Source organism: Nocardioides eburneiflavus (assembly GCF_004785795.1).
Classification (GTDB): Bacteria; Actinomycetota; Actinomycetes; order Propionibacteriales; family Nocardioidaceae; genus Nocardioides; species Nocardioides eburneiflavus.
In genome coordinates this window covers 3,474,939-3,498,655 of sequence record NZ_SRRO01000001.1, presented here as the reverse complement: position 1 = coordinate 3,498,655, position 23,717 = coordinate 3,474,939, and the positions used below count along the sequence as shown (strand labels likewise).

The following is a 23,717-nucleotide window of genomic DNA, read 5'->3' as shown; positions in this document are numbered from 1 at the left end:
ACACGGCTCCCCCGTGTGATCTGTCCGAGGACTGGTCGCTGTCGGCCCCAGCATGGCCCCGCCCGGAGGAGCTCCAGCATGGGGGCAGGCGGGTTTGACCCGAATGGGGCACGCCCTGTGCCGGCTCCTCCCCTACCCTTCGAGGAGGCTCGCTTGGAGGGGAGCGCCGATGGTTGACGCCCTGGTGCAGACCAAGCTCGCGTTCCCCCGCGTCCGCCCGGGCCTGGTGGCCCGTGCGCGTCTGACCGAGGAGCTGCAACGCACGCGTGACGCCGCGATGACTCTGGTGTCTGCGCCCGCCGGCTTCGGCAAGACGACTCTGTTGGCCTCGGCGTACGGTGACGCCGCCCCGGTGGCGTGGGTGTCCCTGGACAGCCGAGACGGCGACGCCTCCCGTTTCTGGACCTACGTCCTTCATGCCCTCGACATCGCGAACCCCGGGTGCGCCTCCACCGCGTTGAACCTCTTGGAGTCGGCCGGCGGCGGCGCCCTGGCGGATGTCGTGGCCAGCCTGGTGAACGAGCTGAGCGTCCGGACCGAGGACGTCACGCTGGTGCTCGACGACTACCACCTCGCCGACACTCCCGAGGTCAGCGAGACGGTTGGGCTGCTCCTGGAGCACCGGCCACCGCAGCTTCGGCTGGTCCTGGGAACACGCGCCGACCCGGCGCTGCCGTTGTCGCGGCTCCGCGCTCGGGGAGAACTGGTCGAGATCCGTGCCGCGGACCTGCGGTTCACGGCCACCGAGGCCGACGACTACTTGAACGAGGTCCATGGCCTCGGGTTGACCGAGTCGGACGTGAAGACGCTGGAGACGCGGACCGAAGGGTGGGCAGCAGCCCTGCAGCTGGCTGCAGTCTCGTTGCGCGGCCGGGACGACTCGACAGGGTTCATCGCCTCGTTCGCCGGCGACGACCGGTTCGTCGTCGACTTCCTGGCCGACGAGGTCCTCGACCAGCAGCCCGACGCTCTTCGCCGGTTCCTGCTGGACACCTCGGTGCTGGATCGGTTGTCCGGCTCCCTGTGCGACGCGGTCACCGGGCCGGTCGACGGTATGGCGGGCGGTGCTGCGCTCGAGCTGCTGGAACGCCGCAACCTGCTCCTGGTGCCACTCGACGACCACCGACGCTGGTACCGCTACCACCACCTGTTCGCCGACGTGCTGCACGTGAGGCTCCTGGCCGAGCGTCCCGGAGACATTCCGGCCTTGCACGGGCGCGCCAGCCGCTGGTTCGAGCAGACCGGGGACGTCGAGGCGGCGGTACGCCACTCCTTCGCGGCCGGGGATGTGGACCGTGCGGCAGACCTCATCGAAGTGGCGACTCCAGACCTGCGGCGGCGCCGGGCGGAACGGTTGCTGCGGAGCTGGGTGCCAGCGGTGCCGATGGAGGTGTTGGCGCGTCGTCCGGTCCTGGCGAGCAACCTGGCCGGTGGCCTGATGGCCAGCAACCTCTTCGACGGAGTCAGCGAGCGACTCGACGCCATCGAGTCGACCTTGGCCTCGCCACCGACGGACATGGTGGTGCGAGACGAGAATGAGTGGCGACGGCTCCCCGCCGTCGTGGCCACCCATCGCTCCGGCCTCGCTCTGGTGGCTGGCGACCTGGAAGCAACCCGCCAGCATGCCGACATCGCACTGGAACGGGCGGGAGGGTCAGACCAGCTGACGGTCGCGTCCGCGTCCGCGCTCAAAGGGCTGGCGTCGTGGACCGTCGGAGACCTCGTAGCCGCACGGGACGGCTACCGGGCCGCCGCCCAGGGGCTCGCAGCAGTTGGTCACGTCTCGGACGTGCTGGCCTGCACGATCACGGTGGTCGACCTCGAACTGGCTTTGGGCAACCTCGACGCAGCCCAGCGGGCCGCACAGGACGCACTCGACCTTGCCGGTGCTGCTCAGGACGGGTTGCAGGCGGACGCCGTGCGTGGGACGGCGGACATGCGGGTGGCGTTGGCGCGGGTGGCGTGGGAGCGGGGCGAGTCCGACGAAGCTGCGGAACTCCTCCGGGCTGCGGGCGACCTCGGCGACGACGCCGGCCTTCCGCAACAGCCGTACCGGTGGCGACTCGCGATGGCCGCGCTGCGCGAACGCGAGGGCGACCGCGAGGCCGCAGAAGCGCTCCTGGCCGAAGCAGAGCGACTGTTCAACAGCGACTTCCTGCCGAACGTCCGGCCTGTTCCCGCGGTGCACGCCAGGTTGCACATCCGCTGCGGCGACCTCCCTGCCGCGCGCCGGTGGGCCGCCGGAGCCGGGGTGGGCGTCGAGGACGACCCGCGCTACCTGCGCGAGTACGAACACGTCACGCTCGCGCGCCTCCTGCTGGCCGAGCACGACGCGACGCGCGACGCGGCAACGCTGGAGTCGGCAGCCACCCTGCTCCGCCGGCTCCGGGGGTCTGCCACCGCCGGTGCTCGCACGGCCGCCGTCGTCGAGACCTCCATCCTGCTGGCGCTGACTGCCGACGCGGCCGGTGACGTCGAGCAGGCCCTCTCGTGGCTGACGGATGCCGCAGCGCCCGCGCAAGCCGTCGGCTGGGTGCGTCCGTTCCTCGATGCCGGCCCTCGAGTCCAGCACCTGCTGGCTCTGCTGCCCGAGGGGTCAGCGTTCGCAGGTGCAGTGGCTGCCGCCGCCCGTGACACGAGGTCTGTCGACTCTCGGGAAGCTCCCGGCCTGGACGACGTCGAGACGTTGGTCGTACCGCTCAGCGCTCGAGAGCTCGACGTGCTGCGCCTGCTCGGCTCGGATCTCGACGGTCCCGCCATCGCCCGCCATCTCAACGTGTCGCTGCCCACCGTGCGCACCCACACGCAGCGGATCTACATGAAGCTCGGCGTGAACAACCGCCGTGCCGCCGTGCGCCGGGCACATCAGCTGCGCCTCTGACGCACCCAGGTTGTCCTGGCGGCTGCCGGAGGAAGTTCATCAGCGCTGTCATCGCCTGTGATGACGCGCGGTCATCAGGTCCGTTCCTATCTTCGCGCCATGAGCAGCAGCGACACCTCCCGCGGTACGACCGGCGAACCGGCCGGCGGCCGGGGCGGCGACTGGTACGAGATCCGTGTCCAGGGCCGCCTCGACGACCGCTGGGCTGCCTGGTTCGACGGCCTCGACCTGTCCCGGACAGACGACGGCACGACCGTCCTACGCGGTCGCGTCACCGACCAGGCGGCCTTGCACGGGCTGTTGCGCAAGCTGCGCGACCTCGGGGTCCCGCTCCTCTCCGTCACCCGCACCGACTCCGGCCCGGGTGCCTGAGCACCGTCCAACACCAACCGCCAACGCACTCAGGAGCTCACCATGACCACCACCAAGCCCACGGCCACCCGGCCCACCACCGCCCGCCCGACGACCCCTGACCCGACGCGCCGCGCCGCCACCATCGTCGGCTGGCTGTTCATCGTCACCTACGTGACGTCCATCTCCGCCAAGATCGGGCTCTACCCGCCGCTGTTCGACGGCAACTACATCACCGGCCCCGGCGAGGATTCCCGCGTCCTGTGGGGTGCGTTCGCCGAGTGCATCCTCATCATCGCCAACATCGGTACCGCCACCGCGATGTACACCGTCGTCAAGTACCGGTACCCCAACCTCGGGCTTGCCTTCATCGCCGCCCGCATCATGGAGTCCGTCTTCATCGGCGTGGGCATCCTCGCTGTCCTCACCGTCGTCACGATGCGACAGGACTACGCAGCCGCCGACGACCAGTCCGCCGCCGGCCTGGCCGTCGTCGGCGACGCGTTCCTGACCATGCAGGAGTGGACGTTCAACCTGGGTCCTCAGTTCGTCGTCGGTGTCGGCAACGGCCTCGTACTTGGCTGGATGATGTGGCGCACCGGTCTGGTGCCCCGCCGTCTCTCGGTCCTCGGCCTCATCGGCGGCACCTGCATCGTCCTCACCGGCTCCGCTGCCGTCCTCGACCTCATCGAGCCCGGCGGTGCCTTCCAGAGCCTCTCCGCCGCCCCCGAGTTCTTCTGGGAGCTCGGCTTCGGCATCTACCTCATCGTCAAGGGCTTCAAGACCCCCACCGACACCACCGGTACGACGGGCGACGAGGCAGCGGCGGTGGAGCGATGATCACCGTCGATCACGTCACCAGGACCTACGGCACCTTCACCGCCGTCGACGACGTCACCTTCACCGCCCGCCCCGGACGCATCACCGGCTTCCTCGGCCCGAACGGAGCCGGGAAGTCGACCACCCTGCGGGTCCTGGTCGGGCTCACCCCGCCCGACCGCGGCGCCGCGCACGTCCTGGGCCGCCGGTTCAAGGACCTGCCGAACCCGGGCATCGAGGTCGGCGTCCTCCTCGACGCCTCCGCCCAGCACGCCGGTCGCACCGGGCGTGAGGTCCTCACCATCGCCCAGCGCACCATGGGCCTGCCGGCCAGCCGAGTCTCGGACGTGCTCGACACTGTTGGCCTCAGCAAGGAGGAAGCCGGGCGACGCCTGAGGGACTACTCGCTGGGCATGCGGCAACGTCTCGGCCTCGCCCACGCGCTCCTCGGCGACCCCGAGGTGCTCATCCTCGACGAGCCCGCCAACGGCCTCGACCCGGCCGGCATCCGGTGGATGCGCGACCTGCTTCGCGGGTACGCCGACCGCGGCGCCACCGTGCTGCTCTCCTCGCACCTGCTGCACGAGATCGAGGTCGTCGCCGACGACCTGGTCGTCATCGGCCAAGGACGCGTGGTCGCTGCCGGCACGAAGGCCGACCTCCTCGCCGGAGCCGGCACCCATGCCGCCACCCGGCACGCCGTCGCCCTCTCGAACGCACTCACCTCGGCCAAGCTGAGCCACGACCTGGTCCCCGCCACAGGCACCACGGGCGACGACCGGCCGACCGTCCTGCACATCGACGCCAACGCCGAGATCGTCGGTCAGACGGCAGCAGCAGCCGGCATCGCGCTCACCGAGCTGCGATCCGCTGACGGCGCGGGCCTCGAGGAGATGTTCCTGGCCCTGACGGCCGACACCCAGCGCGACCGGTACGCAACGCCGCATGTGGCCGCGCACACCACCAGCCCGCAAGGAGCAGTCGCATGATCACTCACACCACCACACAGCCGACCGCACCATCCCCAGCGGCGACATCAGCGGCGTTCCCCGCTGCATCATCTGCGCCCTTCGCGGACCGAACCGCCCCCGCCCCCATTCCCGTGACTCGCCTCGTCGGCGTGGAGCTCCGCAAGAGCTTCGACACCCGCTCGGGTCGATGGCTGCTCGCCAGCCTCGGCCTCGCCGCGGTCCTCACCAGCGGCGCGATCATCGCCTGGGCCCCAGCAGACCAGGTGACCTACAGCCAATTCACCCTCGCCATCGGCGTCCCCATGACCATCATCCTTCCCATCATCGCGGTGTTGTCCGTGACGTCGGAGTGGAGCCAACGCTCCGGCCTGGCGACCTTCACCCTCGTCCCCCACCGAGGAAGGGTCCTGAGCGCGAAGGCCGTCGCCGCTGTCCTGGTCACGATCCCAGCCACTGCCGCTGCCTTCGGCGTCGGTGCCCTCGGCAACCTGGCAGGAGCTGCCCTCGCCGGTGTCGACCCGGGGTGGGACCAAGGCTGGGCCGACGTCGGCTTCTTCGCTCTCGGGCAGACGCTGCTGCTCCTCACCGGGTTCGTCCTCGGCGCCCTCATCCGCAACAGCTCCGGCGCCATCGTGGCCTACATGCTGTACGGATTCGTCGCCCCCGGTCTGATGGCGTTCCTGGCGTTCAACCAGCAATGGTTCGCCGACGCCCGGCCGTGGGTGGACGCGAAGTACAACCAGGACGCGCTGCTGCGAGGCGCCTTGGGCGGCGACGACTGGTCGCACCTGGCCGTGACCAGTCTCGTGTGGCTCGTCGTCCCGATGGCCTTCGCCGTCGTCAACGTCCTCCGGTCCGAGGTGAAGTGATGGCCGCCGCGTCCCTTGGGGAGTCCGTGGCCGCTGGCACCAGCAGGACCACTGGCGTGACGCCCGCCGCCGGGAGAGCAGTCCGACAGCTGCGCTACGGCGGACCCGAAGTGCTCGACGTGACACGTCAGCCGGCCCCCGTGCCAGCGTGCGGCCAGGTGCGGGTCGGGGTCCATGCGGCGTCGCTCAACGCCCGTGACTGGCACGTGATGCGTGGTGAACCACGCGTAGCGAGGCTGCTGGACCGCGGCACCTTCGGCCGGCGCGCACCCCGCGAACTCGTCCGCGGAACGGACCTGGCAGGCATCGTCGACGCCGTCGGCGACGGCGTCACCCGCTGGAAGGTCGGGGACCCTGTGTTCGGGGAAGGCTCTGGCGCCTTTGCCGACTACGCCCTCGCCTCCGAAGACCAGCTCTGGGTCATCCCGGCGGGTGTGAGCTTCGCCGAGGCGGCGAGCCTGCCGCTCGCGGCGTCCACGGCAGTGTTGTGCCTGGACGAGACGGGACTCGGCGAGGGCGGATCGGTCCTCATCAACGGCGCCTCGGGAGGCGTTGGGACCTTCGCCGTCCAGCTGGCCAAGACGCTGGGCTCGTACGTGACCGCCGTGGTCAGCCCCCGCAACGCCGACCTCGCTAGGTCGCTGGGCGCCGATGAAGTCATCGACTACACCGCGTCCGACTTCACCCGGGCCGGCCAGACCTACGACGCCGTCGTCGACTTCGTCGGGAACCGGACGCTTCGGGAACTGCGGGCCACCGTCCGGCCCGGTGGACGGCTCGTGCTGTCCGGCGGCGGCGTAGCAGGCGAGGGACGCATCCTGGGTCCGATGCGACTCCTGATGGGTGCGTTGGCTGTAGCTCGGCTTCAGCCGTTCGAGATCCGGTTCCCCCAGGCCGTCCCGACGTCGGATGGCCTCCGACGAATCTCACAGATGGTCGAGTCCGGGGCAGTGCGGCCGGTGGTCGACCAGACCTTCGCCCTGGAAGACGTGACCGCTGCCATTCGGTACATGGAGGGCACGCACGCCCGGGCAAAGGTCGTCATCACCGTGACGTGAGCCCACCCGAATCGGTGCGGTCGCGTCGCCACTCGTCGGCGAGGAGGGCGTAGCCGAAGGAGTCGAGCCACTGCCCTGACCGGTGGAAGGCGTCCCGGCGGGTGTGCGCTTCGCGGCGCATCCCGAGCCGTTCCATGAGCCGCCACGACGTCACGTTGGCGGTGAAGCAGCTGGCGACGACGCGGTGGACGCACAGCTCCTCGAAGCTGTGCCGCAGGAGTTCCTCGACGGCTTCGGTGGCGTACCCGTGTCCGGCGTGGGCGGGGTCGAGGACCCAGCCGAGCTCGACCTCCTGGGCCGCGGCGCGGGCGGCGACATCGCTCTGCGCCCAAGCGTCCTGGCGGCGGAGCATGAAGTCACCGATGAGGGTGGCGTCGTGCCGCTCGACGATGACGGTGGCGGCCAACCGGTCGGGGTCGGTGAACTGGGTGACGTAGTCGTCGTAGGTGTCGAAGGTCCCGGTGAGCCACTCGTTGACGTCGGGAAGCCGCCGGTACGCCCACGTCCCCTCGGCGTCGTCGCAGGTGGCGGCCCGCAGCATCAGCCGTCGTGTGCGGAGCGGCCACCCCACGGCCGCAGGGGCCGGAGCAGCGACCTCGACGGAGTCGACCGGCTCGATGGCCTGTAGGGCGATGAGCTCCACGCCGACGTCACGGAGGCCGGCCAGGACGCCGTGCAGCCGGGCTTGGTCGGCGGTTCCACTCAAGGTGCTGGTGCCGTTCGGGCGGCGGTCGATGGTGAACCCGCCGAGCCAGCCGCTCCAGTGGTCGTCGAGGTGCCCTGCGACCTTCACCTCATAGGGCCGGGCGCTCATCGCGGACCAGCCTGCGAACGGCCACCGGAATGCGAGTGGGTGTCGGACCGGGGTCCACGAGCGCGGGAGGTGCGCTGGACGGCCCACTCGGCGACGGCGAGGTTGATGACCCAGCCGCCGAGCTTGGCCAGGTCTCCGGAGATGACACCGGGGCCGATTGCGGCCTCGGTGAGCCCTTCGGTGAACGCTTGGGTGCCGGCTCCGAGGGCGAGTGCGTAGGCGCGGACCATCCATGCCCGGTGGGCGGTGATGTCGCGACGGCGGATGGCAGCGAAGCCGAGGACAAGGAAGGTACCCATGGCGGTTGCGGCGAGAAGCCTGGCGACGAACAGGATCGGGCCGGTGCCCGGGTGGGCGGGGTAGCCGATGGTGAGCCAGAGGGCGGACCCCACCACGGCGAGGCCGGCAACGACCAGGACGCGGCCGGCACGGCGATGCCAGGTGAGGTGCCTGCGCCGGAAGCGGGTGATGAGCTGACCGACGCCCAGGAGTGCGAAGCACGCGGAGCCGGCGATGTGGATGACCAGCGCGGCAGGGAACCCGACGAAACGGTCGTCGGCCGGCATGACGGACAGGCCGCCGGCGAGCTGGAGAAGACGGAGGATCCCGGCGCTGAGTGGGATGAGCGTGAGGACCACCAGGGCGGCGGCGACGGGCCAGCCGGCCCCCGAGGGCCGCTTGGTGTTCCGTGTCGTACGCCGTGTCGTGGTGGTGGCGGGCGTGTTCACCGGCCCGCAGGCTCGTGCGAACCCACGCTTGGGGCGGCGACCCCCTCGGTCGCGGCGGGGACGCTCGTGCTGGTCTCGGTCCGGTTGCGCCACAAGGAGTAGCCGAGCCCCATGAGGGCGATGCCGACTGGGACGGCCGCGGGACGGTTGAAGGACTGGGGCAGGACCGCCAAGGTGAGAGCGGAGACGGTGCCGGCGGCGAAGAGGGCGGAAGCCCAGCGGGCCAAGATGCCTGCGCGGAACAGCGCGATGCCGAACAGGAGGCCTCCGATGGAGTACCCGATGCCGGTGACGAGGAAGAGGGTCTGGACGGCTCCGATGTCGCCGGCTGGGGTGTTGCCGAGGGCGCCGTCGAGGTAGTTCTGGACGTAGTCGGGGTCCGTCTTGGTCAGGGTGGGCAGGACGGTGGCGACGATGACCTGGTTGGCGAACAACGCGAAGTAGCCGGTGACGACCATGACGTAGCTGACAGCGCCGAAGGTGCCGAGCTTGTGGCGGTTGCGGACGAGCATGCCGGTGAAGCCGAGGATGGCGAACGCGGCCATGGTCATCTTGGCGATCTCGCGGGCCAGGACGTCGGCGCCGGTGATGTGGTCGAGGTCGGCGGGCGGGTGGTTGATCTGGACGCCGACGTAGAGGGCGCCGGCGACGGCTGCGCACACTCCGGCCGCGGCGGTGAGACGGCTGGCTGTGAGGCGGCTGGCTGGGGTGGTGGTCATGTCCTTGTCCTCTGCGGTTGGGCCGGACCGGGTGGGCCGGGCATGCCGAGGACGCTCCCAAGCGACGTGGTGAGCGCACATCACAACATGATGTGATCGGCGTGGTGATTGCCGTTGCGTGCCGACCCGGGCCCCACCGGCTGTGCGCGTCAGGTGGGGGCGGGCGTCAGAGGATGCCGAGGTTGCTGGCGCGACGGACGGCCGCGCGGGCGGGTCTGCACGTCGAGCAGCGCATCGACGCCGGCACACCGTGGAGACCGGGTCCTGCTGGCCGGCGACGCGTCTGGGAGGTCCTAGGAACCGTCATGGGCGAGGACGACGACACGCGCACCCCCCGTGGCATCGGCGGAAGGTGTTCGAGGGCGTGCTTCACAACGCCTGGTGCTGGCGCCGTCAGACGCGACCGCGGCGCCAACAGCATGGCGCGTTGCTCCTCGGCAAGGAGGCCGCACACCATGCCGTCGCGCCAGTCGCCCGAGCGGTGGAGACTCACGGACGTTGTAGGCCTCGCGGCGCATGTCGATGCGTTTGACGTCGAGCACGAGACCGCCGACGACGTGCTTGTCGAGTTCGATGACGAGCGTCTTGGCCAAGATGTCCGGTTCCGAGAACTGCGGTCGGCACTCCTCGAGGGAGCGATTCCTGGGTGAGCAAGCGGCTGACCTCGGGGAGTCGGCCGAACTGTCGAGTGGCTTCCACGTCGGCCGGCATCCCGGGCGGAGCAGAAGGCGGGTGGTGTGCGCCCGCCAAATGACCGTCTCGGGCAGCCGGCAGATCAGCGTCGCCACCCGTCCCCGTCGGCGCGGACGTACTGCGACCAGACGTAGCGCCACGGGGTGGCAGCGATGATGAAGACGACGAAGGTGCAGTTGAACGCGACCTGGCTCATGGCGGCGCCCATGTCTCCGTTGACAGCGACGGGGAGGGCCACCAGGGCGAGCCACAGGAGCTTCCAGGTGGTCTCGAACAGGAGCAGCGGGAGCAGCTTGACGGGGTAGCGCAGCCCCAGGATGGCGAGGAGCGACATCGCGGTCAGCAGCGCGAGGGTGGTGCCCTCGAAGAGGGGCAACGTCCGCGCTTCTGGCAGCTGGGGCCACTTGACGAGCGCGAGCCCTACGGCCATGAAGGCGTAGCCGGCGCGCATCAGGTTGATCCGCGCCAGGGACAGCTCGTTGCGAACGGTCGGCTTGGGTGTTGCGGTGACAGTGCTCATGTTGCTCTCCTGGGGCTGTGAGGTGGTTGCGGCGCAGCCACGGGTGTGCCGCGATCGGTAGTCACGTCTCGGTGGTATCGACGGGTGTGACCGAGAGGAGGGTCGCGCCGAGGTCGCGGATCTTTGCGAGGAGGCCGTGCAGTTCTGCCTGGTCGGCGACCGCTCCACGCAGGGAGGTGGTGCCGTCCTCCTCCTGGGTGAGGGTCAGGCCGGTGAACCAGTTGGACCAGTAGGCGTCGAGGTGGCCGAGGATGCGGATCTCGTACCGGATGGGTTCTCGTCCCCGAGGCGGGTGGTTCATGAACCGGCTCCCGTTGCTTGTGGAGCCGGCGTGATGATGGTCGACCAGGCTCCTGGTGAGTGGCTCCGTGGCTGGTGTCTCGGAGACGTTTCGGAAGCTATGGCGCGTTCTGGGGATCAGACGTCACCACATGTGGTGACTGGCGATGTGACCCTTGCTTCTCGCCGTGGTGCCAGGGGTGCTGATGCGGTGGCAGAGCGGGCGGCTACAGCAGGTCCAGCTCGCGTCCTCGGCGTACGGCGGCCGCGCGGTTGGTGGCGTCCAGCTTGGTGTAGATCCGCCTGGTGTGGGTGCGGAGCGTGTTCAGCGAGATGAACAGGTGGCGGGCGATCTCGGGTCCGGTCAGCTCACTGGCAAGCAGTCTGAGCACCTCCACCTCACGCTCACTGAGCGGATCTGCAAGGACGTACGGCACGGCGCTGCTGCCACGGCGCTCGGTCGCGGGGCGCTCGGGGTCCTGTCCGGCGGCGTCCTGCGCAAGAACGCGTCGCCTGAGCGAAGTCAGCACGTCCGCGTCAGCGCTGCGTGCGAGGCGAGGCGCCTGCTCGAGCAGCGCGACCAGCGCGTCTCCTTCGTCGAGGAACAGGCGGGCGAACGCGTCGACCTCAGGCACCGCGGCTACCGCGGACGCCAGCTTCTTGGCGGCGGAGGCTTCCCCACCGAGCGCGTGGAGCGTGAGGGCCTGAAGGAGTCGAACCTCGAGGGCCGAGCCGTGTCGTGCGTCGGCTGTCGCGGCGGCCTCCAGCCGGTCCAGCAGCGCGAGGACGCCGTCCAGGTCAACGTTCCTGGCCCCAGGGGTGGGGGCGTTCGGGGTGCGGGTCTGGTGTGTGCGGTGCAGGGCGAGGTGAACTCGCGCGAGCGTGAGGTGTGCGTACTCCCGGGCGAACTCGGGATGGTCGTCCAGCCCCACCCCGCTCGTCGCCACCCAGGCGAGGGCGGCCTCGAGGCGCCCCCGAGCGAGGTGGACCCGGGCCTTCGTGGCAGCGAGCGGGCGCAGGTCCGGGTAGAACCCGGCGCGGTACAGGCGTGCCGCGTCGTCCAGGAGTTGTAGCGCTTGGCCGTAGTCGCCGCGGGCGGCGCGCAAGCCTGCCGCGACCGTCGGCCAGCGGTGCTGGTTCTCGGTGATGCTGGCGCGCTCGGCCAGCGCCGCGGCCGTGCCCAATTCGTCCTCGGCCTCGGCGAGGTCGTTGCGGCCCAGGGCGAGGTCTGCGAGCCACGTGTGCAGGTCGGCTGTCGCTCGCGGATAGGGTTCGCCGTGCGCTGTGGCCGTGACCAGCGCCTGCTCACACACCGCCCGTGCCTGCGAGGGCCGCCCTGCCGTGACCCACATGCCGGCGAGCACGATGGTCGCGTCCAGAGCATCGACGTGGTTGCCGGCCGCTCGCAACTCGGCGATGCACTGCTCGAACGTGGGCAGCGCCTCTGCGATGTCGCCGCGGGCCCAGGCGGCGAGCCCGAGGAAGCCGGCACCGCCAGCGCGGATGAAGTGGTGCTCGGGGCCGGCGAGGGTGAGCGCGGCGCGCGCATGTTCGGCCGTCCCCTCGCTGTCACCGCGCGCCTGGGCGAGAGCCGCCCGGTACATGTGGACTCCTGCCGGAGCTGAGCGTAGGTCCTCGGTGTCTACCCATGCGGTCGCCACCGCTGGGTTCTCGGCGGCAGCGACCAGTGCTCGGTCAGCGTCGTCGAGGTGCCGCTCGACCGCTTGCAGGTCGCCGGCGACCATCGCCGCCCACCCTGCACACATGCTCAGCACCGGATTCGGCCGTACCACGTCCTCGGGCAACGCCCGCATCCAGGTGAGCAGCAGCGCGTCACGTCGTTGCTGGCGCGTCTGGAACAGAGCCGCTTCGACGAGCCGTCCGGCGCGGTTGAAGTCGTTGGCCGCGAAGGCGTGGCGGATGGCGTCCTCGTGCGAGCCGTGTGCGGCGTACCAGTCGGAGGCGTCGCGGTGCAACTGGTTCACGGCGTCCGGGTCCCCTGCGAGGAGGCGGGCGCGCAGGACGTCGGCGAACAGGTGGTGGTACCGGTACCAGGCACGGTCGTCGTCGAGCGGCACGACGAAGAGGTTGTCCCGGTCGAGTCGCTCGAGCAGCGCTCCGCTGTCGGGCTGACCGGTGACGGCCGCGCACAGGCTGCCGGTGAGGCGGTCCAGCACGGAGGTGCGTAGCAGGAAATCGCGTACCTCGGCCGGTTGTTGGGCGAGGACTTCGTCGGCGAGGTAGTCCACGACGAATCGGTTGCTGCCGGTGAACGCCTCGATGAATGCCGAGACGTCACCGCGGCTCGCGCGGCCGCGGAGTGAGAGCCCAGCCAGCTGGAGGCCTGCGGCCCATCCCTCTGTGCGGTCGTCGAGCGCCTCGACGTCTTCCGGGGGCAGGTCGAGACCCATCACCTCGTTGAGGAAGTCGCTGGCCTCCTGGGCCGTGAACCGCAGGTCGTTGGCACGCAGCTCGGTGAGCTGTGCGCGGCTCCGCAGCCGGGCTAGCGGCAGTGGCGGGTCGGACCTGGTGGTGATCAGCACGCGCAGCTGTTCCGGCGCGTGGTCGAGGAGGTAGGTGACGGTCGCGTGCACGTCTGGGGAGTTGATGACGTGGTAGTCGTCCAGGACGACCAGCCAGCGATGCGTCACCTCCACGGCCGCGACCTCGACCGCGTGGGCGATGTGGTTCACCAGAGCCGTCAGCAGGCCGGTCGCTGCGGCTACGTCGATCGCGCCGGTACCTGCCACGCGGACCGCGCTGTCGATGGGCATGTCTGCCCGTTCCAGGGCGGCGAACAGGTGCGCCGTCCAGCGGTTCAGGTCGTTGTCCGCCTCATCGAGGGACAGCCAGGCCACCGCAATCGACCGTTGCGGGTCCTGGTCGACGGCGGCGGTCCAGCCACTCACCAGCGTGGTCTTCCCGAAGCCCGCCGGGGCCGACACCAGGCCCAGCCGCTGACCGGGCTGTACCAGCGTGTCGAGCGCCTCCGTCAGGCGGGCGCGTGCCACCACGCGCTCCCGCAGGGCGGGTGCGTGCAACTTCGTAGCCAGCACCGGCGTCGCCACGACGCGAGTGTAGGTGCAGCTGAGCCGTACCAGCGCCGCTCGATGGCACCCAGGCTCGCAGCGGTCCGACGCGAGAAGGGGACCGCGCGGTCACATCGTCGGTCACAACATGTGGTGACGCTCGGTCACCACGTCGCGACCTACGTTCCAAGCAATTCGCCGCATCTGGAAAGACCTGGACCCATGCGATCTCTGAGCCTCGTTCCGGCCGGGCGAGCCGGCGCCGTCTACGACGTCGCCGTCACCGTCCCCTTCGCCACTCCGTGGACCGCCGGTCTCGTCTTGGGCGCGTTCGCCTGGTTGCACGACGTTCTCAACCTGCCCGCGGACGCGCCGCCATCCTTCGAGTCCGGCCACATGATCTACGTGGTGCTGTTCGGGATCGTCACCACCATGTGGGGCTCGGCGTCCGCAAGACCCTCAAGGCAGACCGCGGAGCACCCGTGGTCGCCGTCTGACCCGGCGCTCAACCCCAAACAGGCGCAATCCCCGGACTCCGTCCGGCCTCCCCTCGTCGCGTGGTCACCCGCTCCCTTTGGCTGATTTCCGACCCACCCAGCAGCCCCCACCTGGAAGGCATCGTCATGCAGACCAGCAACACCCCCGATCACACCCGGCCGCCCACGTTCCAGCCCCCTCGTGCGCCCTTCCGTGGCGTCGCGACGACGGCCGGCGTCATGTACCTCATCACCATCGTCGCTTCCATTCCTGCCCAGTTCGTCAGCTACGCCCCGGTTCTCAACAACGCGGACTACGTCCTCGGCGCCGGTGCCGACACCCGCGTCATGTGGGGCGGCCTGCTCGAGGTCATCACCGCGCTCGCCTGCATCGGCACCGCCGTCGTGCTGTTTCCCGTCGTTCGGCGCCAGCACGAAGGCGCAGCGCTCGGCTTCGTGACCGCCCGCGTGTTCGAGGCGTCCCTCATCATCACCGGTGTCGTCGCGATGCTGTCCGTCGTCACCCTGAGGCAGCCGTCGGCGTCCGGCGCCGATGCCGCCGCCCGACTGGTCACCTCGGAGGCGCTCGTTGCAGCGCACGACTGGACGTTCATCCTGGGCCCCGGCGTGATGCCCGGTATCAACGCCGTCCTGCTCGGCTACGTGATGTACCGGTCCGGTCTCGTCCCGCGTGCCATCCCCGCCATCGGGCTCCTCGGCGCCCCGCTGTTCCTCGTGGCAGGCGCAGCCACCGTCGTCGGCGTCAACGAGCCGGGGTCGGTGTGGACAGCTCTGGCGACTCTGCCGATCTTCGCCTGGGAGGCATCCTTGGGCGTGTGGCTCACGGCAAGGGGGTTCAAGGCCGACGCCGTCCGCCGCCTCTGCGCCGGTGATCAAGCGTCCGTGTGAACCGCGCATCGAGCGCCTCCACCCGAGAGGTAGCGGCCATACGCCGACCGGGTCCCGCCGGTTCTGCCGGGGTGGGAGCTGACCCTGATGGCGAGTTCCCCCGAATTTCCCCCAAGCAGGCACCCACCAGGCACCTACTGGACGCCCTCCCAGGTCGGGCGTAACGTCGTCATCCCCCGTTTGACCTGCGGAAATGCACCAACCGAGTAGGCGATTCACGATGGCTCTAGGTGTACTACGACATCTAGTCCCACGTGGGTGACGCCTACCGGCTGGGTGCCTGAAAACGACCCTGACCTGCGAAGACACCTTTCAACGTCTTCCACGGTCAGGGGTCGTTCTTCGTTGGTTCTGACTCCGGGTGCGGCCCCAGCGCGGCCCGCGCGGCGAGCCGAAGGTCAGATGTCATGCATCTGACCACCGAGACGGGCAGCTTGGGGTCGGGGATGGGAGCCTCCCGGGTTGGGGCGCCTCCCGCGCGGGGCAGGATGCTGGTCGCAGCGGCGATGTCGCGCCAGAAGTCGTCCGGGAGATCCGCGTCGATCAACCCTTCATCACAGGCCCTGAACCTCGATTGTCAGGAGAAGGGCAAGCACGGTCGCGAGGACCAGAGCCGGCGCAGCTCCCTTGATGCCGTCCTTGTTGCGCAGATGCGTGACGATCGCGCCGGCGAGCAGGAGCAGGAGGCCCAGGGCGGCGAGCATGCGCAGGAGGGGCGCAGCCGCACCGACGAGTAGACCGATGGCGCCAGCCACTTCCAGGGCCCCGATTCGTCGGTAGGCGCCGACACTGAATCCGACGTGGGCGGCTCTTGTCTGCATCGATGGGAAAGCGAGCAGCTTGGCCGTGCCGAATGCGACGAAGACGGCCGCGAGGGTCGCGGCCAGGATGGGAGTCGCGTTCATGAGGGTCCTTCCTGGTTGGCTCGTCCTTGGGACGACGGGGTGCGGTAGGGGCGAGTGCGTGTCTGTGACGGTGGCGGCGGCCAGTTCGGCGGGCCGCGTGGCTCAGAGCACGGTCAAGCGGGGATCTGGCTGTCGGGTCATCACTCGCACGCGGCCGACCGGAACCTCTGCTAGCGCGAGCACCACCAGGCCGATCGCGCCGACGATGACGGGGTTTCGGTCGCCGAAGCGCGTGACCATCAGCTCGCCTCGGTGGCTCGGGGACCGGCGTGGGCAGCCGCCGCCGTCGCTTGGAACCCGGGCAGCGCCCGGATCGCGGCGTCCAGGTCGCGGGTGGCGTACAGAACGGTGCGGTCCGGCCGCACGACCGCGGCCCGCGCCCGCCCTCGGGAGAGCCAGTCGCCCAGCTCGGTGCCAGGTTCGGCGACGACGGTCACCGCACCTCGGCGCCGGATCGACGACGCCTGCGTCGCTGTGGGCTCGGCAGCCACGACGACGGCGAACCCGCGGCCGGCCACGTCGTCGAGACGCCGGTCGTCCGCGAGCACGGCGTTCGGGCAGAGACGTCCCACCAGCGAGCGACTGACGCGTGGCCGGAGGACGAGGCTGGAGCGCCGCAGCAGAGCGGTCTCGCTGTCGAGCACCCGGGCGCGGATCCCGGGAATCTGGTGGACCCGGGGCGCCAGCAGCCGGCGCATCAGGTTGCCGGCTCGGCCGCCGCGGGTCATCGCGACACCGACCAGCTTGGCCAGCCGGATGACGAACCGGGCGTGCGGCAGCCGCTCGGCCTCGTAGGTGTCCAGCGCATCGGCCGGAAGGTCTCCGGCCAGGACGCCGGCCAGCTTCCAGGACAGGTTCGCGGCGTCGCGGAGGCCGGCTCCCATGCCCTGCCCGATGAACGGCGGCGTGAGGTGTGCGGCGTCGCCGAGCAGGAAGACGTTGCGGTCGCGCCAGCGGTCGGAGATCTGGGCGCGGAAGGTGTACTCCGCCACCCGCACCAGCTCGAGGTCGGTCAGCGCGACGCTTGCGGTCCACGGCTCGATCAGCGGTGCCACGTCCTGAACAGAACCGAAGTCTGCGGCGGTCTCTCCCTCGCACAGCTGGAACTCCCAGCGGTAGCGGGCCAGGCCGATCCGCATGTACGTCGCGGCGCGGCGCGGGTCGCAGACCTGGTGGACGCCCTCCCACTGGTCGAGGTCGACATCGGTCGCGATGTCGACGACCAGCCAGCGCTGTTCGAAGCGCAGGTCGCGCATCCGCGCGTGGATGGAGGACCGGACAACGCTGTTGGCGCCGTCGCAGCCCAGGACATACGTCGCCAGCACCGACTCGTGCGCGCCGGTGCGCCGGTCGGTGAAGTCGACCCGCACGCGGCCGTGCCCGTCCTGGGAGACCTCGGTGACCTCGGCGTCACCGAGGAGGGTGACCGCCGAATGGCGCTCGAGCTCGTCGCGCAGCAGCTGCTCGAGCTCGGGCTGGTCGAACATGTTGGCCTGCGGATAGCCGTGTACGCCGTCAGCGTGGCTGCGCCTGAACTCGGCCAAGACCTCGTGTTGCCGGTCGAGCAGCCGCAGCCCTTCAGACGGCCTGGAGATCGCGGAGAACTGCTTGGCGACACCGAGGCGGTCGAGGATGCGGTAGACCTCGTCGTCCAGATGCACGGCGCGGGGCTGAGGATAGACACCGTTCCAGCGGTCGAGAAGCAGGCAGCGTACGCCGTACTGGGCCAGCAGGGTGGCGGCGGTGACTCCGCTGGGCCCGGCGCCGACGACGACCACGGGCCACTGGCCGCCGGCCGCAGCGGCCTGAGCCCGGAGGAGCACGGTCATCGAGCGCTCCTGACCACCGTGCGCTGGCGGCCGAGGTCGATCGCGCCGTCGTCGGTGGCGATGGCCAGCTCGACGACGTCGCCGTCGTGGAGGTACTTCGGGTTGCCCGCCTGCCGCTTGAAGAACAGCTTCCACTTGGTGGCGGCCGGCAGGAGGTTGCCGATGATCTCGACCGGCCTGGGTGGGGCGCTCAGCGCTGTGCCGACCGGCGTACCCGTCAGGAGCAGGTCACCTGGTTCGAGCCGCTGGAACCGGCTGAGCGCCTGGAGCGCCTCGAGCGGCGAGTAGATCATGTCCTCGCCGACGGTCATGTCCTGGCGGAGGTCGCCGTTGACCCACAGCCGCAGACGCAGGTCGGCGAAACGCTTGAGCTCGTCCTCGTCGAGGAGCACCAGCGCGGGGCCGACCGGGGTGAAGGTTGGGTAGGACTTCGCCTCGAAGAACTGGGTCTTGGGCAGCTGGAGGTCGCGCGCGGAGACGTCGTTGGTGACGACCAGGCCGGCGACGTACGACGTCCAGTTGTCCTGGGTGATCTCAGTGCCGACCGGGAGCTCGCGGGCGATGACGATCCCGATCTCGACCTCGTAGTCGAGGAACCGCACGCGCTCGGGGCAGATCACGTCGTCGTACGGACCGCTGATGGAGCCCGAGGTCTTGCGGAAGAACGTCAGCGGGATCGAGGCCGGGTCCATGCCGGCGTCCCTGACGTGACTGCCGAAGTTCGTCATCTGGGCCACCACGCGGCAGGGCGCGGTCACCGGCGAGACCAGTTCGAGGCTCTCGACGGGCACGACGACCGCGCCAGCCCGGGCACCCTCGATCCGCTCGGGCGCGGCGAGGAGCTCGCCGGTCGTAGCGGCGTCGGTGTCGATGGGGACGGCTCCGGAGGGGGTGCTCGTCCACCAGGCGTCGACGGTGCGCAGGATCGTGATGCTCATGAGCTGGCTACTTTCAGAAGGCCGCGGAGGCGGGCGAGGTCGAACTCGTTGTCGGCGCGAAGCGCGCTGACCATCGAGGTCAGCTCGCGGAGGGACTCGCGGCTCGGCGAGATTCCCAGGAAGTCGTTCGTGGCCGGCGGGCCCCACTGCGCCAGGCCGGAGGCGGTCATCGGCGACCACCCGGGCTCGAGGGTGCAGTCGAACATGTCGCCGTCGGTGAAGTGCTCGACCAGGAAGCCGTCCGGGTCTCGCCAGTAGTCGAAGATCTGGCTGCCCTCGATGTGCCGGCCGATTCCCCACGACCGGTGGTAGCCGTGGTCGAGGAGGTACTCGCCACCGGCTGCCAGCGCGTCCAGGTCAGCCACCTGGTACGCCGAGTGCACGTAGCGGTTGCGAGGTCCGAGGGTCATCGCCAGCGTGTGGTGGTCCGTCGGCGTTCTCCCACGGTCGCACCGGATGAAGCTCATCGTGGGTCCGCGATCGCGCTGTCCGTCGAAGTACTTGAAGTCGCTGACGATCAGGCCGAGGTGCTCGAGGTACCAGTTCAGTGTCTCGACGTACTTCGTCGACTGCAGGACGACATGGCCCAGGCGCTGCACATTCGCCGGTTCGCGCGGCGGCCGCTGCATCACGTTCGTGCGTACGACGTCGTGCCCCGCGTTGTGGGTATGGGGAGCCTGCGCGGGCAGGGCCGGCAGCACGTGGGTGTCGGCCACGACCCGGACCAGCGCGCCGCTCGGGTCGCGGAGCGCGACGCCGATCCCACCCAGAGCCTCGGGCAGCTTTCCGGCATGGGATCCGGTCGCCCCGGCCAGCCGGAGTACGTCGGAGGCGTCGGCGGCCGTGAACGCAGCACCGAGGTACGTCTCGCGTAGGCCCTTGCGGATGATCACGCACGGTGCGGAGGCATCGGAGCCGCGCAGGTGGAGCTCGTCGGCGGTCTGCAGTGTCGTGGTGAAACCGAACGCGTGAGCGAAGATCTGCGACTTTGCGAGATCGGGCTTCTGGAACTCCAGCCAAGCGATGTCGTGAACCTTGATCACCGGGTTGGCAGCCCGTCCGGGGTGCTCACCGGCAAGAGCCCCCTGCTCACTGTGCAGGTCGCTGTGGGTGCCACGGTGACTCATCCGACGCCTCCTTGCGTATCTGACGATATCGTCATCCATGTCGAAAACCTCAGTCAAGTGTTTCTGACGAAATCGTCAGAACTGCGCTAACCTGCACCCATGGCAGAGCATGACGAGGCCGCGAAAGCCACACCGGGACGCAGCGAGCGACGCAAGGCACGCACCCGTGCAGCGCTGATCCGCGCTGCGCAGACGTTGCTCGCCGACGGTCAGAGCAACGTGCCGATCCTCGAGATCACCCAGCTGGCCGACGTGGGGATGGGCTCGTTCTACAACCACTTCGAGTCGAAGGAAGCGCTGTTCGCCGCAGCCGTCGCCGAGGTACTCGACCTGCACGGTGCGGTTCTCGACCGGCTCACCGAGGGACTCGACGACCCGGCCCTCACGTTCGCGACCAGCTTTCGGCTGACCGGTCGGCTGCACCGGCGCGCCCCTGAGCTCAGCCGCGTGCTGCTCAGCTCCGGGCTGGACCTGCTCAGCTCCCCGGACGGCCTCGCCCCACGCGCCAGACGCGACATCCAGGCCGGAATCGACAGCGGCCGGTTCACCGTCTCGGACGCCGATCTGGCGCTCGTGATGGCCGCTGGATCCATCATCGCGCTGGGGCAGTTCCTGCACGACCACCCCGAACGTGACGACGCGCAGGCCGCGGACCAGATCGCCCGTGACCTGTTGCGCACATTCGGGCTCTCAGCCGAGCAAGCCGAACAGGTCTGCTCGCACCCGTTGCCCGACCTCGATCTGGCTGGCCTCGCCGGTTCCGCAGCGTAGCTACGCGCTGTCGGAGTTCGGAGTCTTCGACGCACACCTCGTGCGCTCCTCCCCCGCCCTCCGGCGTATCGCCGACCTGGCTCTCGACGAAGAGGCGTGGCGGGACGACCCCGACAGCACGTGGACAAGGGCGACGTCGGCCGCGCCATGACGTGGTTCGAGCGACCTGGGCCCTCGGGCTGGAGTCGCCGACTACCTCGACGATCTCGAAGGCGTCGCGAACTACCTCGCGATCACGCTCGAGGCGTCCGGCGAGGACCCCTTGCGGTCCCTCGTGCTGGCGTGATTGCCCGTTCGCAGAACATGAGCGAGCTCGCCCGTCGCGTCGGGATGAGCCGCGACGGGCTCGACAAGGCACTCTCCGCCGAAGGCAACCCGACGTCGTGACCGGCCCTGGCTCGGCTCAGCCCTCCAGCAGCCGGGCGACCTCGCGCAACGCCTCGGCGTACCCGTCGACGCCCTTGCCGATGACGGCAGCATCGGCCACCTTGCCCACGTAGGACAGGTGACGGAACTCCTCGCGCGCGTGGATGTCGGAGATGTGCACCTCGACCACCGGTGCGGTGAGGACCACGAGTGCGTCCATGATCGCGATGGACGTGTGGGTGTACGCACCGAAGTTGCCGACGACCGCCGCGCCGGACTCGAAGGCCTCGTGGATCCAGTCGATGAGCACGCCCTCGTGGTTGCTCTGCCGGCACTCCACCCGGAGACCGAGACGCTCCCCCTCCGCCACGCACAGCGCCTCGACGTCGGCGAGGGTCGCGGTCCCGTAGACCTCGGGGTCGCGACGGCCGAGCAGGTTGAGGTTGGGTCCGTTGAGGACCAGCACGGAGCTACTCACGCGCCCCAGTATCGCGTGGGCGGTGGATCGTCTTGTAGGCGACGTACTGCGACAGGCCCTCGATGCCGTACTCGACACCGAGCCCGGAGTCGTGCCGGCCACCGAACGGAGCGTCGTGGTTGGACGCGAAGAAGTTGAGGCCGACCGAGCCGGTGTCCATCCGCTCGGCGACGGCCAGCGCCGCCTCGGGATCGGTGGAGAACACGAGCCCGCCGAGGCCGAAGGAGGTGTCGTTGGCCAGCGCGACCGCCTCGTCGACGTCGTCGTAGCGCAGGATGCTGACCACCGGCCCGAAGATCTCCTCCCGTGCGACCCGCATGTCGGGGGTGACGTCGGCGAGGACGGTGGGTTCGATGAACCACCCCGAGTCGGTGTCGACGGGGCCGCCGCCGGTGGTGACGCGGGCTCCCTCGGCACGCGCCGAGTCGAGGAAGTCGCGGACCACGTCGAACTGCGCTTGCGACGCCATCGGGCCGAAGACCGTGGCCTCGTCGAACGGATCGCCCTGCGGCGCCGCGGCCACGGTGCGGGTCACCATGTCGACGACCTCGTCGTAGCGCGCCGACGGCGCCAGGACGCGGGTGGAGATGTAGCAGGTCTGGCCGGTGTTGCGCAGGCAGCTGCGGATCAGCACCGACGACATCTGCTCCAGGTCGGCGTCCGCGAGCACGATCGCGGACGACTTCCCGCCGAGCTCGAGCGTCACGGGGCGCAGCAGCTCCCCACAGGCGGCCGCGATCCGGCGACCGACGGGCGTCGACCCGGTGAACGCGACCTTGGCGGTCAGGGGGTGGCGCACCAGGCGGTCGCCCACCTCTCCCCCGCCGGTGACGAGGTTGACGACGCCCGGCGGCAGGCCGGCGGCCTCGCACGCCTCGACCACGAAGCGGATCGAGAGCGACGTGCCGGGGGCCGGCTTCATCACCACCGTGTTGCCGGCCAGCAGGGCCGGCGCGAGCTTGACGACCATCAGGTTGATCGGGAAGTTCCACGGCGCGATCAGCACGCAGGGACCCAGCGGCTCCCTGCGCACGACGGACTCCGCACCGCCGGCGGGGAACGGGCGGACGTCGTCGTCCTCGAGCCAGGACGCCAGCCCGGCGACGTGGCGGAGGATGCCGGCGGCGTTGGCGGCGGCTCCCCTCGTCTCGCTGACGGGCGAGCCGTTCTCGAGGGTGTTGGTGACCGCCATCTCCTCGGCGCGCGCCTCGACCTCGTCGGCGACGCGCAGCAGCAGCCCAGCCCTCTCCGACGGTGTGCTCGTCGCCCAGTCGCCGGACCGGAACGCCCGGTCCGCGGCGGACATCGCGGCGTCGACGTCCTCGGCCGACGCGTCGGGGACCGAGCCCCACTCCAGTCCCGTGGCCGGGTCGACCTGCGGGATCCGCGCCGACGACGTCGAGCCGCGCCAGACGCCGTCGACGTAGACGTCGTCCGCATGGGTCCATCGCGGCGTGTGGTTGCGGGAGGTGCCCACGGTGCTCGTCGCCGTCATCGGATCACGGCCGTCTTGAGCAGTGCCCGCGAGCGGCCGAGCTCCGCGGTCGCGATCTCGATCGCCGCAGCGGTGATGAGCTCGGGGATGATCTCGGCCTCGAGCCGGTCGCTGTAGACCGCCGGGTCCATCCGGAACCAGCCGGACGCCAGCGCGATCCCGGCGTGGTCGAAGCGCCACAGCCGGTCCGCGTCGCGGACCAGGGCGTCCTCGAGCGAGTACGCCTCCTGGCGGGTGTCGTGGCCGTCGATGATCGCGCAGACCGCCTCGACGAAGTCCGCGTCGTAGCCCAGCGGCGGCAGCACCTCGCGGGCGATGAGGCAGCCCTGCCGCTCGTGCTCGAAGCGGATCTCCGCCTTGCGCCAGTCGCCGGAGAAGCCCTCGGAGAGGATCCGATCCTCGTCCACCCGGCCCCAACCGGTGTCGTGGAGCGCGATGGTGACCCGCACGAGCAGCCGGTTGGCCTCGTGGTGCGCGGTGCACAGCCGCTCGGCGTAGGCCAGCGACATCGGCAGGTGGATGTCGTTGCCGCGCGTACGGGTCTCGGTGACGACCGACCTCCAGATCGGGTCGAGGTCGTCGCCGTCGGGAGGGGTCAGCGAGATGGGAGTGGCGTCGACCGGCCCGGACGCGGGTACGGGACGCTCGCTCGTCAGCTCGCCGGTCTGGTGGAGGGACTGGGTCGTCATGGG

General features: G+C 70.1%; 25 protein-coding genes. 11 read left to right on the top strand and 14 right to left on the bottom strand.

The features are described 5' to 3' along the window. The first annotated feature begins 169 nt into the window (after window positions 1-169). The 6 genes from EXE59_RS16455 to EXE59_RS16430 all read left to right on the top strand — a co-directional run bounded on the left by EXE59_RS16455 (window position 170) and on the right by EXE59_RS16430 (window position 6,949). The gene (locus tag EXE59_RS16455; RefSeq protein WP_135839869.1) at window positions 170-2,881 is read left to right on the top strand and encodes a winged helix-turn-helix domain-containing protein; all 2,712 of its coding nucleotides are present in this window, start codon (window positions 170-172) and stop codon (window positions 2,879-2,881) included. A 99-nt stretch (window positions 2,882-2,980) separates the two neighbouring features. Next, entirely contained in the window at window positions 2,981-3,253 is a 273-nt protein-coding gene (locus tag EXE59_RS16450) for a hypothetical protein (protein ID WP_246056840.1), read from the top strand. A 42-nt stretch (window positions 3,254-3,295) separates the two neighbouring features. Further along, the gene (locus tag EXE59_RS16445; RefSeq protein ID WP_135839868.1) at window positions 3,296-4,072 is read left to right on the top strand and encodes a DUF4386 domain-containing protein; all 777 of its coding nucleotides are present in this window, start codon (window positions 3,296-3,298) and stop codon (window positions 4,070-4,072) included. Further along, on the top strand, window positions 4,069-5,040 hold the full coding sequence (locus EXE59_RS16440; protein ID WP_135839867.1) for an ABC transporter ATP-binding protein: 972 nt from the start codon (window positions 4,069-4,071) through the stop codon (window positions 5,038-5,040). The genes EXE59_RS16445 and EXE59_RS16440 overlap by 4 nt, the downstream gene beginning before the upstream one ends. Window positions 5,041-5,171: 131 nt before the next feature. Next, on the top strand, window positions 5,172-5,891 hold the full coding sequence (locus tag EXE59_RS16435; RefSeq protein ID WP_246056838.1) for an ABC transporter permease: 720 nt from the start codon (window positions 5,172-5,174) through the stop codon (window positions 5,889-5,891). A gap of 56 nt (window positions 5,892-5,947) precedes the next feature. Continuing rightward, window positions 5,948-6,949 (top strand): NAD(P)-dependent alcohol dehydrogenase, encoded by a 1,002-nt coding sequence (locus EXE59_RS16430; RefSeq protein ID WP_246056837.1) that lies wholly within the window; start codon window positions 5,948-5,950, stop codon window positions 6,947-6,949. On the opposite strand, the gene EXE59_RS16425 is transcribed toward EXE59_RS16430, so the two are convergent. From EXE59_RS16425 to EXE59_RS16415, 3 genes are read right to left on the bottom strand one after another with little or no spacing between them, the layout of a single operon-like run. Then, a complete protein-coding gene (locus EXE59_RS16425; protein ID WP_246056835.1) occupies window positions 6,936-7,763 on the bottom strand; it encodes a GNAT family N-acetyltransferase in 828 nt (275 codons plus the stop codon). The two genes, EXE59_RS16430 and EXE59_RS16425, sit on opposite strands and share 14 nt — an antisense overlap. Further along, complete coding sequence (locus EXE59_RS16420) at window positions 7,760-8,491, bottom strand: DUF2306 domain-containing protein (protein ID WP_135839865.1); 732 nt, start codon at window positions 8,489-8,491, stop codon at window positions 7,760-7,762. Before EXE59_RS16420 ends, EXE59_RS16425 begins: the two co-directional genes overlap by 4 nt. Further along, window positions 8,488-9,210, bottom strand: a complete 723-nt coding sequence (locus EXE59_RS16415; RefSeq protein WP_210429039.1) for a hypothetical protein — start codon at window positions 9,208-9,210, stop codon at window positions 8,488-8,490. The genes EXE59_RS16420 and EXE59_RS16415 overlap by 4 nt, the downstream gene beginning before the upstream one ends. A gap of 305 nt (window positions 9,211-9,515) precedes the next feature. Here EXE59_RS16415 and EXE59_RS16410 point away from each other — a divergent pair, with 305 nt between their 5' ends. Next, window positions 9,516-9,860, top strand: coding sequence for a hypothetical protein (locus tag EXE59_RS16410; RefSeq protein ID WP_135839864.1), 345 nt, complete (start codon window positions 9,516-9,518; stop codon window positions 9,858-9,860). 125 nt (window positions 9,861-9,985) lie between these two features. Here EXE59_RS16410 and EXE59_RS16405 read toward each other — a convergent pair whose 3' ends face one another. From EXE59_RS16405 to EXE59_RS16395, 3 genes are all read right to left on the bottom strand, one after another. Continuing rightward, window positions 9,986-10,423: a hypothetical protein gene (locus EXE59_RS16405; RefSeq protein ID WP_135839863.1), complete on the bottom strand. Its 438-nt coding sequence runs from the start codon at window positions 10,421-10,423 to the stop codon at window positions 9,986-9,988. A 61-nt stretch (window positions 10,424-10,484) separates the two neighbouring features. Next, window positions 10,485-10,724 (bottom strand): hypothetical protein, encoded by a 240-nt coding sequence (locus EXE59_RS16400; protein WP_135839862.1) that lies wholly within the window; start codon window positions 10,722-10,724, stop codon window positions 10,485-10,487. Window positions 10,725-10,929: 205 nt separating this feature from the next. Next, a complete protein-coding gene (locus EXE59_RS16395; RefSeq protein ID WP_135839861.1) occupies window positions 10,930-13,770 on the bottom strand; it encodes a winged helix-turn-helix domain-containing protein in 2,841 nt (946 codons plus the stop codon). A gap of 183 nt (window positions 13,771-13,953) precedes the next feature. Here EXE59_RS16395 and EXE59_RS16390 point away from each other — a divergent pair, with 183 nt between their 5' ends. Then, window positions 13,954-14,313 carry a hypothetical protein gene (locus EXE59_RS16390; protein WP_135839860.1) on the top strand — a complete coding sequence of 120 codons (360 nt, stop codon included), beginning with the start codon at window positions 13,954-13,956 and terminating at the stop codon, window positions 14,311-14,313. Between the two features lie 41 nt (window positions 14,314-14,354). Beyond that, window positions 14,355-15,116, top strand: a complete 762-nt coding sequence (locus EXE59_RS16385) for a DUF4386 domain-containing protein (protein WP_135839859.1) — start codon at window positions 14,355-14,357, stop codon at window positions 15,114-15,116. Window positions 15,117-15,670: 554 nt separating this feature from the next. On the opposite strand, the gene EXE59_RS16380 is transcribed toward EXE59_RS16385, so the two are convergent. The 5 genes from EXE59_RS16380 to EXE59_RS16365 all read right to left on the bottom strand — a co-directional run bounded on the left by EXE59_RS16380 (window position 15,671) and on the right by EXE59_RS16365 (window position 19,915). Next, window positions 15,671-16,021: a DoxX family protein gene (locus EXE59_RS16380; RefSeq protein ID WP_135839858.1), complete on the bottom strand. Its 351-nt coding sequence runs from the start codon at window positions 16,019-16,021 to the stop codon at window positions 15,671-15,673. Between the two features lie 102 nt (window positions 16,022-16,123). Further along, window positions 16,124-16,261, bottom strand: a complete 138-nt coding sequence (locus tag EXE59_RS23840) for a hypothetical protein (protein WP_168218554.1) — start codon at window positions 16,259-16,261, stop codon at window positions 16,124-16,126. Beyond that, the gene (gene mhpA / locus EXE59_RS16375) at window positions 16,261-17,850 is read right to left on the bottom strand and encodes a bifunctional 3-(3-hydroxy-phenyl)propionate/3-hydroxycinnamic acid hydroxylase MhpA (protein ID WP_135839857.1); all 1,590 of its coding nucleotides are present in this window, start codon (window positions 17,848-17,850) and stop codon (window positions 16,261-16,263) included. The genes EXE59_RS23840 and mhpA overlap by 1 nt, the downstream gene beginning before the upstream one ends. Then, window positions 17,847-18,788, bottom strand: coding sequence for a fumarylacetoacetate hydrolase family protein (locus EXE59_RS16370; RefSeq protein ID WP_135839856.1), 942 nt, complete (start codon window positions 18,786-18,788; stop codon window positions 17,847-17,849). Before EXE59_RS16370 ends, mhpA begins: the two co-directional genes overlap by 4 nt. Continuing rightward, window positions 18,785-19,915 carry a VOC family protein gene (locus tag EXE59_RS16365; protein WP_135839855.1) on the bottom strand — a complete coding sequence of 377 codons (1,131 nt, stop codon included), beginning with the start codon at window positions 19,913-19,915 and terminating at the stop codon, window positions 18,785-18,787. The genes EXE59_RS16370 and EXE59_RS16365 overlap by 4 nt, the downstream gene beginning before the upstream one ends. 99 nt (window positions 19,916-20,014) lie before the next feature. Here EXE59_RS16365 and EXE59_RS16360 point away from each other — a divergent pair, with 99 nt between their 5' ends. Both EXE59_RS16360 and EXE59_RS25140 read left to right on the top strand, forming a co-directional pair. Further along, window positions 20,015-20,686 (top strand): TetR/AcrR family transcriptional regulator, encoded by a 672-nt coding sequence (locus tag EXE59_RS16360; RefSeq protein ID WP_135839854.1) that lies wholly within the window; start codon window positions 20,015-20,017, stop codon window positions 20,684-20,686. 282 nt (window positions 20,687-20,968) lie between these two features. Continuing rightward, a complete protein-coding gene (locus EXE59_RS25140; protein ID WP_425464520.1) occupies window positions 20,969-21,073 on the top strand; it encodes a helix-turn-helix domain-containing transcriptional regulator in 105 nt (34 codons plus the stop codon). A gap of 16 nt (window positions 21,074-21,089) precedes the next feature. Here EXE59_RS25140 and aroQ read toward each other — a convergent pair whose 3' ends face one another. The 3 genes from aroQ to EXE59_RS16340 are packed head-to-tail and all read right to left on the bottom strand — an operon-like array spanning window position 21,090 to window position 23,714. Next, window positions 21,090-21,530 (bottom strand): type II 3-dehydroquinate dehydratase, encoded by a 441-nt coding sequence (gene aroQ, locus EXE59_RS16350; RefSeq protein WP_135839853.1) that lies wholly within the window; start codon window positions 21,528-21,530, stop codon window positions 21,090-21,092. Then, window positions 21,523-23,025, bottom strand: a complete 1,503-nt coding sequence (locus EXE59_RS16345; RefSeq protein ID WP_135839852.1) for an aldehyde dehydrogenase family protein — start codon at window positions 23,023-23,025, stop codon at window positions 21,523-21,525. The genes aroQ and EXE59_RS16345 overlap by 8 nt, the downstream gene beginning before the upstream one ends. After that, window positions 23,022-23,714: an HD domain-containing protein gene (locus EXE59_RS16340; RefSeq protein ID WP_210429038.1), complete on the bottom strand. Its 693-nt coding sequence runs from the start codon at window positions 23,712-23,714 to the stop codon at window positions 23,022-23,024. Before EXE59_RS16340 ends, EXE59_RS16345 begins: the two co-directional genes overlap by 4 nt. Window positions 23,715-23,717 lie beyond the last annotated feature (3 nt).